At 31.7% G+C, this 15,397-nt stretch carries 17 protein-coding genes; all 17 read right to left on the reverse strand.

Going from position 1 to position 15,397, the window contains the following annotated elements; translation table 11 throughout:
• Position 1: 1 nt before the first annotated feature.
• The 17 genes from ACZ5N4_RS16840 to ACZ5N4_RS16920 all read right to left on the reverse strand — a co-directional run bounded on the left by ACZ5N4_RS16840 (position 2) and on the right by ACZ5N4_RS16920 (position 15,281).
• Entirely contained in the window at positions 2-1,582 is a 1,581-nt protein-coding gene (locus tag ACZ5N4_RS16840; protein WP_464203653.1) for an ABC transporter substrate-binding protein, read from the reverse strand.
• A 115-nt stretch (positions 1,583-1,697) separates the two neighbouring features.
• Positions 1,698-2,498 carry an ABC transporter permease gene (locus tag ACZ5N4_RS16845; protein WP_464203654.1) on the reverse strand — a complete coding sequence of 267 codons (801 nt, stop codon included), beginning with the start codon at positions 2,496-2,498 and terminating at the stop codon, positions 1,698-1,700.
• Positions 2,498-3,463 carry an ABC transporter permease gene (locus ACZ5N4_RS16850; protein WP_464210991.1) on the reverse strand — a complete coding sequence of 322 codons (966 nt, stop codon included), beginning with the start codon at positions 3,461-3,463 and terminating at the stop codon, positions 2,498-2,500. The genes ACZ5N4_RS16845 and ACZ5N4_RS16850 overlap by 1 nt, the downstream gene beginning before the upstream one ends.
• A gap of 662 nt (positions 3,464-4,125) precedes the next feature.
• Entirely contained in the window at positions 4,126-4,587 is a 462-nt protein-coding gene (locus ACZ5N4_RS16855) for a hypothetical protein (RefSeq protein WP_464203656.1), read from the reverse strand.
• Positions 4,588-4,870: 283 nt separating this feature from the next.
• Positions 4,871-5,017 carry a hypothetical protein gene (locus ACZ5N4_RS16860; protein WP_464203657.1) on the reverse strand — a complete coding sequence of 49 codons (147 nt, stop codon included), beginning with the start codon at positions 5,015-5,017 and terminating at the stop codon, positions 4,871-4,873.
• A 165-nt stretch (positions 5,018-5,182) separates the two neighbouring features.
• Positions 5,183-7,450 carry a carbamoyltransferase HypF gene (gene hypF, locus ACZ5N4_RS16865; protein WP_464203658.1) on the reverse strand — a complete coding sequence of 756 codons (2,268 nt, stop codon included), beginning with the start codon at positions 7,448-7,450 and terminating at the stop codon, positions 5,183-5,185.
• Positions 7,451-7,480: 30 nt separating this feature from the next.
• Positions 7,481-8,485 (reverse strand): hydrogenase expression/formation protein HypE, encoded by a 1,005-nt coding sequence (gene hypE, locus ACZ5N4_RS16870; protein WP_464203659.1) that lies wholly within the window; start codon positions 8,483-8,485, stop codon positions 7,481-7,483.
• Positions 8,478-9,578 (reverse strand): hydrogenase formation protein HypD, encoded by a 1,101-nt coding sequence (gene hypD / locus ACZ5N4_RS16875; RefSeq protein WP_464203660.1) that lies wholly within the window; start codon positions 9,576-9,578, stop codon positions 8,478-8,480. The genes hypE and hypD overlap by 8 nt, the downstream gene beginning before the upstream one ends.
• A complete protein-coding gene (locus ACZ5N4_RS16880) occupies positions 9,565-9,789 on the reverse strand; it encodes a HypC/HybG/HupF family hydrogenase formation chaperone (protein WP_464203661.1) in 225 nt (74 codons plus the stop codon). Before ACZ5N4_RS16880 ends, hypD begins: the two co-directional genes overlap by 14 nt.
• A gap of 13 nt (positions 9,790-9,802) precedes the next feature.
• Positions 9,803-10,525, reverse strand: coding sequence for a twin-arginine translocase subunit TatC (gene tatC / locus ACZ5N4_RS16885; RefSeq protein WP_464203662.1), 723 nt, complete (start codon positions 10,523-10,525; stop codon positions 9,803-9,805).
• Positions 10,515-11,246 (reverse strand): twin-arginine translocase subunit TatC, encoded by a 732-nt coding sequence (gene tatC / locus ACZ5N4_RS16890; RefSeq protein ID WP_464203663.1) that lies wholly within the window; start codon positions 11,244-11,246, stop codon positions 10,515-10,517. The genes tatC (ACZ5N4_RS16885) and tatC (ACZ5N4_RS16890) overlap by 11 nt, the downstream gene beginning before the upstream one ends.
• Positions 11,247-11,264: 18 nt before the next feature.
• Positions 11,265-11,456 carry a twin-arginine translocase TatA/TatE family subunit gene (tatA, locus tag ACZ5N4_RS16895; RefSeq protein ID WP_464203665.1) on the reverse strand — a complete coding sequence of 64 codons (192 nt, stop codon included), beginning with the start codon at positions 11,454-11,456 and terminating at the stop codon, positions 11,265-11,267.
• A 1-nt stretch (position 11,457) separates the two neighbouring features.
• Positions 11,458-12,123: a hydrogenase nickel incorporation protein HypB gene (gene hypB, locus ACZ5N4_RS16900; RefSeq protein ID WP_464203666.1), complete on the reverse strand. Its 666-nt coding sequence runs from the start codon at positions 12,121-12,123 to the stop codon at positions 11,458-11,460.
• 3 nt (positions 12,124-12,126) lie between these two features.
• The gene (hypA, locus tag ACZ5N4_RS16905) at positions 12,127-12,468 is read right to left on the reverse strand and encodes a hydrogenase maturation nickel metallochaperone HypA (RefSeq protein ID WP_464203667.1); all 342 of its coding nucleotides are present in this window, start codon (positions 12,466-12,468) and stop codon (positions 12,127-12,129) included.
• Positions 12,469-12,478: 10 nt separating this feature from the next.
• A complete protein-coding gene (locus ACZ5N4_RS16910) occupies positions 12,479-12,931 on the reverse strand; it encodes a hydrogenase maturation protease (protein ID WP_464203669.1) in 453 nt (150 codons plus the stop codon).
• A 1-nt stretch (position 12,932) separates the two neighbouring features.
• Positions 12,933-14,354, reverse strand: a complete 1,422-nt coding sequence (locus tag ACZ5N4_RS16915; RefSeq protein WP_464203670.1) for a nickel-dependent hydrogenase large subunit — start codon at positions 14,352-14,354, stop codon at positions 12,933-12,935.
• Positions 14,355-14,384: 30 nt separating this feature from the next.
• A complete protein-coding gene (locus tag ACZ5N4_RS16920) occupies positions 14,385-15,281 on the reverse strand; it encodes a hydrogenase small subunit (protein ID WP_464203671.1) in 897 nt (298 codons plus the stop codon).
• Positions 15,282-15,397 lie beyond the last annotated feature (116 nt).

Consider the following 15,397-nt stretch of genomic DNA (forward strand, 5'->3'; position numbering starts at 1 on the left):
TTTAGTTTATATTCCATTCCTCTACATTCCATAAAAAGCCTGCACCATGATGTCCAAGTACCTTTTCCTTTATACCAGAAACTCTTTTATTTACACCATATAAAGCCTTTAGATAAATTCCAAAATTAAAGGCAGGATCTTCTGATAATTCTTTTTGGAATTCTGCATAATATTTTTTTCTTTCATTCTCATCGGATGTAGTTCTTGCTTTTTGTAGTGCTTCATCTACTTTTGGATTTGAATACGCTCCATAGTTATCTCCACCTTTAATTTCGCTTGAGTGAAATAGTTTAAAGGTATGATCGTCCGCATCAAATGGACTTCCCCATCCAAGTACAAAAGCTTCGCATTGATCTATTTTTATTACACTCCAGTCAAGTGCATCTACTTTTACATCTGCACCTATCTTCTTAAACTGAGAAGCAAAATATTCTGCTATTTTAACTCTAACCTCATCTGTTTTTGGAGCAGTTATAGTAAAGGTTAACTTCTTGCCATCCTTAACTCTTATGCCGTCCTCTCCTTTTTTCCAGCCAGCAGCATCCAAAAGAGAATTAGCTTTATCTAAGCTATAAGTGTATTTTCCCACATCAGCATTGTTAAATTTATTTATTTGTAGAGGTGAATACGCTTCTGAACCATAGCCTAACAATATTCCATCTACCATTCCTTTTCTATCTAAGGCATAATTAAAGGCTTTTCTTACATTTGCATCTTTCCATATATCTTTTCTCATATTGTACATTAAACATCTGTAATCTGCTGTATCAACTTTATATACCTTTATATTATCTAGCTTTTCAATTTTACTTACCTGACTTGGTTCAAGATAAGCCAAATCTATTTCACCAGTTTGAAGCTGTATTGCTCTAACATTGTAATCAGCTATAAACTTAATTACTAGTTTTTCTATATTTCCCGTTTTCCCATAATAATCTTCAAATTTAGTTAATGTAATATTATTTCCTTTTTCCAATTTTTCGAATTTAAAAGGACCTGCTCCTATTGGTTTCTGATTAAACTCAGCATTATTTATATCTTTTCCCTCTAGCGCGTGCTTTGGAACTATTCCCAAAGTAAGCTTATCTAGTAGCGGTGGAAATGGCTTTTTTACAGTTATTTTAACTTCGTAATCATTTACAGCCTGTACATCTTTTATTTCATTAAATTCTGGTCTTATTTCTGAGTTTACCTTTTCATCTAATACACTTTTTAAAGTGAAAACCACGTCTTCTGCTTTAACTTCTGTACCATCATGAAACTTAATTCCTTTTTTCATTTTAAAATCATATGTTAGTTTATCATCAGATATAGTATAAGACTCTGCTATTTCAGGCTTTGGTATGTTATTCTCATCAAATCTCATTAAACCTCTAAAAATCAAATCATTTGTAAGTGCATGAGATGATAACAATATTGGGTTTAACTTTTCATCTTCAAACTCTGCACCATAAACTAAGGTTTTACCATTCTTTGAAGCTTGTTTTGTAGAGGTAGCTTCTGATTTACCACATCCTGTAATCACCGCTGAAACTACCAGCATACAACTTAATACAATACTTGTTACTTTTTTCTTATTCATATGTATCCTCCTTATTGTAAATGTTTAAAATTAAATATGTTTTTTGTATAGGGACTCTTGTCCGAAAGTTAACTTTCTAGTTAGTTTTCCTATACTATAATTTTTTATTTTTAAGCTATGCATAGGTAACTCTCTTTTTTAGATATTCACCAATAAAGTTAATGCAAAGCATAGAAATCACTATGGTAGCGCCTGGAAATACAGCTACCCACCAGGCTCCTGATAAAATATCGTTTTGTGCATTATTAAGCATATTTCCCCAGGATGGGGTTCCCTGTGGTACTCCTATACCAAGGAAGCTCATAGATACCTCCATAAATATAGACTGAGCACAGTTTAATGTGGCTATTACTACAATAGCTGGCATACTATTTTTAAGCAAATGATTGATTAATATTTTCCACGTAGGTGTTCCCATTACAATAGCTGCCTTAACAAAATTCTTATCTCTCAGTTCTGAAAACTGTGATCTTACTATTCTGGCTGTAGAAAGCCATGATGTACAACCAATTACTAATATAATGCTTGTAAGCCCCCCTCTTATAATAGCTTGAAGTGCAAGCATTATTATAAGTGTAGGTATAGCAAGAAATGTATCTAAAAGCCTCATCATATAGTTATCTACTCTTCCTCCAAAATATCCGCTTATCCCACCATATATTATTCCTATAGTAGTTGATATCATTACTGAAAAAATTCCAACACTAAGAGAAACTCTGCCTCCATATAGAATTCTCGCAAATATTTCCCTTCCCATTGAATCAGTCCCCATTATATTAAAGCTATTTGGCCTCTGAAGTACCTTCGCTAACTCTACATCATATGGGTTGCTTTGAACTATGAGTGGAGCGAAAATCGTTGCTAGAATTATAGCTGAAAGTATAGTTATCCATATAACATGTGTTTTCTTTTTCATTATGTCACCTGCTTTCTTAAGGAAGGATTTATAGAAAGCTCTAATATGTCTGTTATAATTATGCTTATAACTACCATAACTCCTGTTATAAAAATAGTTCCCATAAGTAGCGGATAATCTTTAGAGTTTGCCGCTTTAACACTTATCATACCTAACCCTGGCCAGGAAAAAACTGTTTCAATCATAACAGATCCTCCGAAAAAGCCAGGTATAGTTATACCTAAATAATTTATAAAAGGTACTAATGCATTTTTTATAATTCCCTTCATGATCTTTTTTTCTTCCATTCCATTTGCTCTGCATGCTGTTACATAATGGCTATTACTCTCTTCTTTAACTTTTTCCTGAATAAATCTTGCATAAGCGCCAACATGAGAAATAACCATTACAGAAACAGGCATTATAAGATGCTTTATCACATCAACCATACCGCCATCTCCACTTATACTTTTGTTCCCTGATGAAGGCAGCAGTCCAAGTTGAACCGAAAAAACTATTATAAATAAAAGAGCTAACCAAAAGGAAGGAATAGAATAAAATATAACACTTAGTCCACTTGTGAATTTATCCCAGAAGGAACCTTCGTTAAAACCTGCTTTTAAACCTAATGTAAGTGAAAGAATAAGTATCAAAGTTATTGAATTTAAAAATAACATTAGAGTATTTGGTATTCTCTCTTTTAGTATGTCTGTAACCTTTCTTCCCTCCAAATAAGATACTCCAAGGTCTCCTTTTAACATATTGGTTGTCCATTTTATATATCTTTCGGCTATAGGCCTATCAACTCCATAATTTCTATTTATTCTTGCTCGCTCTTCTGTAGTAAGCCTATCAGCTAATGGACCATATAACGCCGTGGCCGGATCACCAGGGGCAGCATTAATAATAGCAAAACTTAGTATGCTGAGAAAAAATATTACGAACAGCCCTTGAAATATTCTTTTTGCTATAAATCTTGAAATCATTGCATATTCCACTCCTCAGCACTCCATGCTATAGTTTGCTGTTTGCCGCATCCAGTAAATATTGCTGAAATTATAAATAAAAGACTTAGTAAAATGCTGGTGACCTTTTTCATTGTAGTACCTCCTTAAAATTTTGCCATCTGTTTTTGTTAATTATATACTTAAATTATTCAGCAATTTTTATGCCAACCTGACAAACCTAGTGGAACTAATATTTCATCAGGTAATTTTATCTAAATGATACAATTTTAGTTTCAAAATGATAATAAAGGTTTAATTTTATCATTTTGAAACTAAATGTATGCGATTCAAGATTGTTCATTTAAAACAAAAGTGCTTAAGTGCAGGAGGGCTGCTCTTAAGTACTTTTGTTTTAGGGCTTTAGGTTTTTAGGGTTAAAAATTTATTTCAAACTACACTTAATTATATTAGCAATTTTGATGCCAATAATAAATTCTCTAATTTCCATGACATATAGTTTATATTTTATCATTTTGAAAATATTTTCGTTTCAAAATGATAAAACCTTTGAAATAAATTTCATTTCGAAACAATGTTTGTAAGTCTAATTTATTAAATGCTAACTTAATTCTATATATAAATTTTCTAAACTCAGCATAAAAGCTTCCCAATTCTATAGTTTGGAAAGCTTTTCATTTAACCTATTTTGCTATTGTTAATTTTTTATTTCCAGAGCGTATTTCTACATTGTCTAATCCATTTTCCTCTAATTCTCTTTCATATTTCTCTTCTAATTTACAAACTAACTTTAAAAAATCATTAAAATTTTCCTCATTTATATCTTCTTTAAGCTTTTTGGCAGCATCTCTTCTAGCCATTTCAATTGGGAGCTTGGACCAAAATACATAGTCATCATATTCATAAATTTTTTCTCTCATATGCTCATCAAACTTTTTAGTTGGAAAGTATTCCTTAAATTCCTCATCATACTCTACGTAATCTTGCCATCCATATTCTTTTGCAAGAGAATATATATAGTACTCAAGTCCCTCGTACTCTTTATTTATCTCCTCTTGATCCCTAAAGCCATTAATTAAGATGTTTCCAGCATAAACCAGATCCATTAAAAGCTTATACTGCTTTTTAGTAAATTCTACTTTCATAACACATATCCCCTTTATATTATATTATGTAAATATGCAGAATATTTATAAATTTAACTTATTTCTATAATACTATACTAACTTATTTCTATTAATTTTTCCATAAATTTCACAGTTTATTAACCTATTATTTAAAATTTTTATTAAATTAATTTACTTATAAACCTTATAGTTTATTATAATTATGCTGTATAACCTATTTTTCATTAAATATAACGGTAAATAGAGCTATCCGGTTAAATTATGATTTATTTACATAATTATAACCAAACAACTCAATGTTTTACTTAAATATTCTAAATTTAGCTCTTGTCCCATCTTTTTGATTGTTAAACATAGCTATTATATCTTCTTTATCTATAATACGTATATCGCCATTTATATTTCCAATTATCATATCTTTAGATGGATTGCTGCGCCTTCTTGTCATTTTACAACACTCCTTTCTAAAAATATAATATCCTTCTAGAAAGCTTTTATCCTAGTATTTAATATCCTAATTAGCAGTGATTCTGCTATTTTTGGAAACAAAAATAAATTATTAAATTAATTTTATATAACTTAAAATTTATACATATTATAAATTCTTCTAACTTTAAGATATACTTGCATTACATATCATAATTTGTCCTAGTGCTATTCCACCATCATTACAGGGTACATTTCTATGAGTATACACTATAAATTTATCTTTTTCTAAACCTTCAACAATCTTTTTTAATAGATATGCATTTTGAAATACTCCACCACTGAGAGCAACTTTATTAACACTACTTTCTTTTCTTATTTTATTACACATATCTATTGTAAAATTTACAATCATGTTATGAAATTTTAAAGATATTATTTTCTTATCCATCCCATTAATAGCATCAAAGATTATATCATGAAGTGCATTAGAAATATCAATAACATATTTATCTTTATTTAATATTTCATAAGAATAGGAGTCTGTGCCCTCTTCTTCAATTAATGCTTCAAGCTCCATTGCTGCCTGTCCTTCATATGTTACCTTATCTCTCAATCCTATAATACTTGCTACAGAATCAAATAATCTCCCCATACTAGAGGTTTCTGGACAGTTTATATTTGATTTTATAGCTTTTACTATATTAATGGACTTTTCACCATACAATTTTAGTAATATATCGTCATAAGAATATTTATCATTTATTAGCTTATCTTTTAATACCTTATATATATAAGATACAGCCATTCTCCAAGGTTCCTTAACAGCCATATCTCCTCCAGGCATCTTTACATAATCTAAATGTGCCTTTCTTGTAAATTCATTATAATCGCAAATTAAAAATTCAGATCCCCAGATTTTTCCGTCTATACCGTATCCAGTACCATCAAAAGCTACTCCTATAACTTTCTCTTCTACATCATTTTCTGCCATACAGCTGCATATATGTGCATGATGATGCTGAATTTTTACTAATGAACTATTATATTTTTCAGCATATTGTGTTGACATATATCCTTCATGCATATCACAGCATACATGCTTAGGACTAAAACCAAAGATATTTTTGAAATGCTCAATGTTTCTTTCGTAATGCTCATAGGTTTCTAGGTTTTCCAAATTTCCATTGTGCTGGCTCAAAAATATGAAGTTTTCCTTTGATATTCCAAAAGTATTTAACATATTTGCACCACAAGCTAAAATTTCTCGCGAATTTATTTTTTTTACTGGCTCTGGTGCATACCCTCTAGCTCTTCTAATCATTCTTGGTTTATTGTTAACTACTTTTACCACTGAATCATCAATTGGTATAAAAATATCTCTATTATGAATAAGAAAATAATCTACTATGTGACTTAAATTTCTTAATGCGCTTTCATTTTCAAATTCAATAGGAAATCCATTTATATTTGCACTTGTCATTATAAGAACCTCTATATCATTCTCAAATAGAAGTTCATGTAATGGAGTATAGGGCAGCATAACTCCTAGTGTATTTTGATTTGGTGCTACATTATCAGGTAAGCTGCTATTTTCTTTTTTCTTTAAAAGTACAATTGGCCTTCTTTGTTCTAACAGTAACTTTTCTTCTGATTTTTCTAAACAACAATATTTTTTAACTGTTTCTATATCTTTCATCATAACTGCTAGTGGTTTATGAGGCCTTTTCTTTCTATTTCTTAGTCCATCTATTGCCTTTTCATTTTTAGCATTACAAGCCAAATGAAAACCACCAATTCCTTTGATAGCAAAAATTTTTCCTAAATTTATATTTTCTTTTGTCCATTCTATTGGATCATCAGACTTAATATAATTTCCCTTTGAATCTTCAATCCATAAATTTGGTCCACATTTGCTGCATGCGTTTGGCTGCGCATGAAACCTTCTGTCTAATGGATTAGAATATTCATTACTGCATTCATCGCACATAATAAATTTATTCATAGTAGTTTTATCTCTATCATAAGGAATGGATTTTATTATTGAAAATCTAGGCCCACAGTTTGTACAATTTGTAAAAGGATATTTATATCTTCTATTTTGAGGATCTTTAATATCTTTTATACAATCACTACAAGTCCCCATATCCGGTGATATTAAAGTAATTTTTTCATCTTTTCTTTCACTTTCCTTTATTTCAAATCCTCTATAATGCATCAATTCTCTATTTTCAATTGTAATATTTTCAATTCTAACTAAAGGAGATGGATTATTTTTAAGTTTATCTACAAAATCTTCAACAGCTTTTTCTTCTCCTTCAATGTCTATATACACGCCTTCAGAATTATTGTTAACCCACCCTGTCAGACTATACTCCTGCGCTATCTTATAAACATATGGTCTAAATCCTACTCCTTGAACTATTCCCTCAACCTTTATAAAGATTCTTTTCATGTATCTAATTCCACTCCTCTTAGCGCTTTTCTAGCATATTCTAGGCAGCTGCTCTCCTGATGGCATATCAACAATTCTTCTTCCACCTATTAGGGTTTGCACATAAACTCTCTTTTCGGGGCCTTCTACAACTTTTCCTATTATACTGGAGTTTTCGCCTAAACAGTGATTTTTCATAGCTTCCAAAACTTTGCCCGCATATTCCTCTGGAACAAATACACAGATTTTACCTTCATTTGCTATATATAAAGGTTCTAATCCTAGTATCTCACAAGCCCCTCTTACCTCTTCTTTAACAGGAATTGAGTTTTCGTAAAGTTCAATATTTATCTTGCTTTCCTCAGCAATTTCATTTAATACAGCGGCAACTCCACCTCTTGTAGCATCTCTTAAAACGTGAACATCAGGACAAACTTTAATTATTTCTTCTGTCAAGGAGTTTAACGGTGCACAATCACTTCTTAGATCTCCATAAATATCTATACCATTTCTTTGACACATTATAGTCATTCCATGATCTCCTAATGTTCCATTTACAATTACCACATCACCAAGCTTTGCATTGCATGCTCTTATGTCTATTCCATCGTAAATTGTTCCAATACCAGAAGTATTAATAAATATTCCATCTACTCCGCCTTTTTCAACAACCTTTGTATCTCCTGCTACAATCAATACATCTGCTTGTTTCGCAGCTTCCGCCATAGATTTTACTATTCTTTCAAGTTCTTCAACGGAAAAACCTTCTTCAATTATAAAAGCACAGGTTAAATATAGAGGCTTTGCTCCACTTACAGCTAAATCATTAACAGTTCCGTAAACCGCAAGCTTTCCTATATCACCACCGCTAAAAAATCTTGGCTTTACTACAAATGAATCTGTAGTAAAAGCTATCTTACTTCTATCTAAACTCAGATGAGCTGAGTCATTCATTTCATTTAAGATTTCGTTATCAAAATATTTAAAGAATAAGTCTGTAATTAACTTATTAGTTTGCTTTCCACCACTACCATGACTTAGCGTAATTCTATCCATTACTTACCTCCGAATTGTAATATCTATAATAAGCTGCACAAGTACCTTCACTAGAAACCATACAAGAACCTATAGGGTTATCTTGTGTACATATCTTTTTAAATAAAGGGCACTCAAGCGGCGTTATTTTCCCTTTTAAAATTTCACCACATTTACATCCTGGACTTCCATCATATTCCTTGTATTCAATTTCAAAATGCTTTATAGCATCAAATTGTTCATACTCTTTATTAAATTCATAACCACTTTTCGGTATAATCCCTATACCTCTCCATCTACTATCTACAATTTTAAAAACTCTATTTAAATATTCTATGGCTTGAATATTACCTTGCTCTTTTACAATTCTTTTATAGTCATTTTCAATATTATTTTTACCGCTATAAATCATATCCAAAAGAGTGTTTACAGCCTGTAAAATATCTATCGGCTCAAAACCTGCAACTACTGCTGGTATATTATATTCTTCTGATAAAAAAGTATAGGGTTTTTCTCCAATAATAGCACTTACATGTCCAGGTAATAAAAATCCATCAATATTTAAATTTTTGTCCTGAACTAATGCCTCCATTGCAGGTGGAATTAGTTTATGTGATGTTAGGAAAAATAAATTATCTATACCATTTTTCTTAGCTTCTATTACTGTTACCGCTGTCATTGGAGTAGTTGTTTCAAAACCCACTGATAAAAATACAACTCTTTTAGAAGGATTTTTTTGCGCTAAAAGCATAGCATCCATTGGTGAATATACTATTCTTATATCTCCGCCTTCTGCTCTTCTTTTAAGTAATGAGGTGTTTTTCCCTGGTACTCTCATCAAATCACCAAAAGTAGTAATAATGACATTGTCCTTAGTAGATAACTCAATAGCAGTATCAATATAACTTTGAGGAGTAACACAAACAGGACACCCTGGTCCTGATATTAACTTAATATTTTCAGGCAGTACGTCCCGTATACCGTACCTAAAAATTGACATAGTGTGTGTACCACACACTTCCATAATATTGAGCTTTTTATCTTTTTTATTTTGAATTTTACTTACAAGTAATTTTGCATAAACCTCGTTTCTAAATTCATCAACAAATTTCATCTTCCGATAGCTCCCTTAAAATTTCTAGAGTTTTTAATGCTTCCTCTTCGTCTAATACTTGAATTGCACAACCTGCATGCATAAGTACATAATCTCCCACTTTAGCTTCAGGTACAAAATGTATAAAAGCTTCTCGTTTAACATTCCCTATTTCTATGATTCCTTTGTTATCTTCAATCTTTATAATCTTACCTGGAATCCCAAGACACATATTGCACTCTCCTTTATTTTTTATTTATAATCTTTTCTCTAAAATAAAAAATCCAAATATTCACTTCATATAAAACTATTACTGGCAGCATAATTATCGAAAAAATAACTAAATCTACTGAAGGAACAAAACAAAGTTCTACCGCTACTACTGCTGCCACAACATACTTTCTCCATTTCATAAGGGTTTTAACTTCAATTAATTTCTGCTTCGCTAAAAGCAAAAATATTAAGGGAATAGTAAATGTTATGCCTACAGCAGTACAAAATAAACCTATAAAACTAAAATACATATTTCCCGATAACAATGGATTCATGTAACTATTACTATAAGTTATAAGGAATTTTAATGTATAAGGTAGTATTATAACATATCCTAAAACTACACCAGATAAGAAAAAAATAGATAAGTAAAAGACTCCAAAGCATAAAATCTTTTTTTCTTTTTTGGTAAGTCCAGGACTAATAAAAGCTACTATTTCGTAAAAAATAATAGGGCTTACTAAAATAATAGCTGCAAATAACGAAACCTTTAATCTTGTTATAAAGCCTTCTGTTAGTGAAAAGTAAGCAAAATTCAGCTTAAATTTTTCTATAGGCTTCATTAAAAAATTTATTACAACTAATATTTTGTTATATAAAATAACTGTTGCTATAAAAACAGATACACCACTTACTATAATTCTTCTTCTCAGCTCTTCAAGATGCTCTGTAACAGCCATTTCATTATCTACCATTTTTCTTATTACCTCTCTCGATTATGTATATGCACCAAATACTTATCTCGTATAAAACAATCATAGGAAGAGCTACTATTGTTAAGGTAAATACATCTGGTGTTGGAGTAACTACTGCCGCTATAACAAAAATACTAAAAATAGCTATCTTTCTTTTATTCATTAATTTTTTGGAATTGATTATTCCTATCCTTGATAGTGCTACTAATATTAAAGGTAATTCAAATAATATACCTATTGATATTAACAGTAATATCATAAAGGAAAAACAATCATGTCCTCTTAAAGTTGGTTGCATAAATTCATTTCCACAATTTAAGAGAAAATCAATTGTAACTGGAAGCACAAATCTATATCCAAAACAAATTCCTCCTATAAAAGATAAAGTTGCAAAGGGAATAATAATAAATCTTATAATATTTCTTAGCTTTTTCGATATTTTAAAAGAAAACATAAAAACCATAATATATGCTATTATTGGAATGGTTATTATTAGACTACAAACCAATGCTACTGTAATTTTTACCATTATACCTTCTATAGGTGTGAGAAAAAATATTTGTAATCCCTTTAAGGGTTTTCTCAAAACATCTATAATTAAATTGCTCTTATAATACACTCCTACTGCTGTTATTAATGGCAACAGCAGTAGGAGTATTATTTTTTTTCTATACTTCTCAAGCCAGTGTACTGCTTTTACAATATTTTCACTAGTTAACATGCTTTACACTCCTTGAAGTTATTTTTGCTCCTTTTTATCCTCTACGATATTGGATATATTAGTATCTTCAGTAAGTTCTCTTGAGGCCTTTTTAAACTCTTTTAATGATTTACCTATAGCCCCTCCAACTGACGGAAGTTTTCCTGGCCCAAAAATTACCAAGGCAATAACTAAAAGTAATATTAATTCTGGAAATCCTAAGTTAGGCATATTATATTCTCTCCTTTTTCTCACTTATTTTATTTTTTATAAAACTGCATACCTCTTTTATTCCATCACCTTTTACACAGCTTGTTTCAAAAATATCCGCATTTGCGTTTAGTGCTTTTATATCATTATAAAACTCTTCTCTACTAAAATTTGTATACTTAATAATATCTATCTTATTAAGAATTACAGCTCCGCTTTTTTCAAACATTAAAGGATATTTCAATGGCTTGTCATTACCTTCTGTTGTACTTAAAACTGAAATTTTAATGTCCTCTCCTACTTCAAACTCAGCGGGGCAAACTAAATTACCTACATTTTCAATAACTAAAAAGTCTATATTATCCAGATTTAATTCATCCATGGCTCCTTTTATCATATCGCCATCTAAATGGCATGCTCCCTCAGTATTAATCTGAACAACCGGAACTCCTTGAGCTTCAATTCTCTCAGCATCTTTTGTTGTATATATATCTCCTTCAATTACTGCTATATTTATTTCCTGCTTTAGTTCTTTTATTATTTTTTCAAGTATAGATGTTTTACCTGAACCTGGTGAGCTCATTAAATTAACCACATATATGCCTTTTTCATCAAAGATTTGCTTGTTTTTACTTGATATTTCCTCATTCGTCTTAAGTATATTAGTAACAACTTTTATTTCACTCATTTTTTACTCTCCTTGTATTGTATTAATATATAATTCATATCCGCTTAAAATATTATCACAAAATTTTTTGCATTGAGGACATAGTTTATTGAAATGATCAATTTTAAAGGTGATGCCGCAGCTGCGGCATCCCCCTGTTGCTTCAATCCTTTCAATTACAAGATTAGCATCCTCCATTATCGTATCTTTTGAAGCGCAATCAAATGCAAATCTTAAAGAGTCTTCCATAACGCCAGACATCTCACCTATTTTTAGTGAAACATTATTAATTTTTTTGAAATTATTTTCTTTTGCTTTATCTTCTACAATCTTTATAACATTTTCTATTATCGAAACTTCGTGCATTGTTCATCACCTAATTTATATTCAATTCAAGTTTTACTAGATTAACTACTTCTGGTATTTTATTTTTTATAGTATCTGATATTTCAAGATCAAAGCTTATTTCCTTAGGCTCAACTCCAAATATCATTACTTGTGGATGCTTTCCGAACATATTTGCTATTTTTACTACGTCTAAAATCTGTACATCATGTATAGATAGATTTTCTTTGTTATAGTCCTTAATTTCCTCTGGCTTTATTTTATAAATTGTTCCTGGCTCATAACCGGCTCTTAAGCAGTCAATAACTACTACTTTCTCATAGTCAAGAAAGTAACCAAGCATGTCCAAAGTAGAAGTTCCTCCATCTACTAGCTCAACAAAGGAATTATCTAATTGTTTCTCTAATTCCTTTATAACATGCACTCCTACACCATCATCTTTGCGCAAAATATTCCCTATACCAATAACCGCAATTTTTTTCATTCTAGCCTCCTATAGGATTTACAATAAACTTAGACATTTCTATACCTTTTGGAGACATCACGTGTACTGAGCAGCCTGTACATGGATCAAAGGAGTGAACTATCCTTAAAAGCTCTATAGGCTGAGAAGGATTTGCTACATAAGTGCCAATTAAAGCTTTTTCTACTGGTCCTGGATTTCCCATATCATCTTTAGGTGACACATTCCAGCAAGTAGGAGTTATAATTTGATACTTTGATGTTTGTGAATTAGCAACTGATAGCCAATGTCCAATTGCTCCTCTAGGTGCCTCCGTAAGTCCAATTCCACTTCCTGAAGCTGGAGCACCTACTTTAGTATATCCACTCAATCCTACTGTAATTTGATTAATCCATACTTGCATATTGCTTACTATTTTTGCTGTATCTATGTATCTAGCCATATGTCTATCCATAACGGAAACACCTCTTTTATAGTCTCCACTAATCCAAGTTCTTGCTAATGGCCCTGCTTCATATGGTACATTATTATATCTTGGGGCTTTAAGCCATGTATATGCTCCACTTTTACCATAGCTTGGGGAAGTTGTACCACTTGATGGATTTACACCTGAAGAAGAGGAATACCATGAGTATCCTACGTATTCTTTAATGTTATTGACATCAAAACTGCTAACAACTCCACCTGTAACCACACCAGCTGGAAATAGCTGTTGTCCAGATGTATTTACATCAAATACTCCATAGCATATTAAATTTCCGTATCCATTTCCAACATTATAGTAGTCACTATAGGTAGAAGCTAATTTGTTTACATCCTGTTGATATTGATTATTTACAAAGCTTTGAATTTCATTTATGTAAGATTTGCAGATGCTTATATTGTCTGCTGATGGTATTGCGGTAACTCCACCAGCTATAACATTTGATGCATGAGGAAGCTTTCCTCCGAAAGTAGCTCCCAATTCATGAGCCTTTCTCCTTATAGTAAGAGCTGTTAAATAGTTATTAGTAAAAGCCTGAGTGTCTGCTGCAGAAAATCTCATATCCTGATTATAACCAGGTGTCCAAGGATTCATCTGCGGACCCTGTATATAGTCCATGAGAGATAGATGATAAAAGTTAAGTATATTGCTAGATATATGGTCTGCTCCCAATATAATATTTCTCAAAAGCAGTCCTTGTAAGCTTGGAGTGAATTTAAGTACGCTCTCTGATGCCTTTGCGGAGGCTACCGCATGTGAAACAGGGCAAACGCCACAAATTCTTTGAGTTAAGAATGCAGCATCTTTAGGTGTTCTCCCCAAAAGCATATTCTCAAAACCCCTATATAAATTTCCTGCTGCCTTCGCTTCAATTACTGTATTATTTGCATCAAGAACTACTTGTATTTTTAAATGTCCTTCTAATCTTGTTACTGGATCTAAAGTTAAAGTTGTACTCATTTTTATGCCACCTTTTCCTTAATTTATATCTTAAGAAGTACTTACTGGATTTAATGGATTTGTTGGGAACTCCGGATTAGCGCATCCAATACATGGATGATTTACCATTGTACAAAACTGTTTTCCATTATTCCATTTCATACTCGGACATACATTCTTGCAGCCCGGCCCCTTGCACCCTACTGCTCTATAGCAACCATATACTCCAGGTTGAGTTACTTGTGTTAATCCCTTCCTTGGACATATTGAGTGTATATTAGTACCGTAATATGTACTTGGTCTGTTATAGCTATCCAAACTTGGCACTCCAGTTAAAATTAAATTTATTAGTGTCTGCACTAAAACAGTAGGATGTACAGGGCATCCCGAAAGATTAACTACTGGGTTAACAGTTTTACCTGAAAGTAGCGACTTTGCCGTAGTGCAGGATGTTGCATTAGGAGCAGAAGCAGTTACTCCACCAAAGGAAGCGCAAGTTCCTGCAGCTACAACGTATTTTGCCATAGGACCATATTTTAATACCGCCTGCTGCATAGTAAGTTCAACACCATTCTGCTCACCTACTACACAATAGTGCCCCGAAGCTCCTGTAGGAATAGCTCCCTCAATAACTAATATAAATTTCCCTGCATACATATTTGCTGCTTGATCTAAAGTTTGCATTGCAAGCTCTCCTGCAGAAGTCATTAGAGTGCTGTTATACTTCATACTTATTTTATTTAGAAGTACTTGATCGATAGTAGTAGGATTTGTGACATTCATCATAGACACAGTACACCCTGAGCAACCTGCTCCTTGCAGCCAAATGATTGGCGGATCTGTATCAGCTGCAAGTACAGTATTTACACTATCCACATCAAATTCTAACTTTAATGCTACTGCAGCTGCTACTGACCACTTTAAGAAGTCTCTTCTACTAATTTTCATAACATTTCTCCTCTCTAGTTTTGTTACAAGTTAAGTCATGATTATTCTAAACATAAAAGATTTAGAAACCTTTTTATAGATATTATACCATATCTATCCTTTATAATAATATTTAA

It is taken from the genome of Clostridium nitrophenolicum, assembly GCF_055391695.1.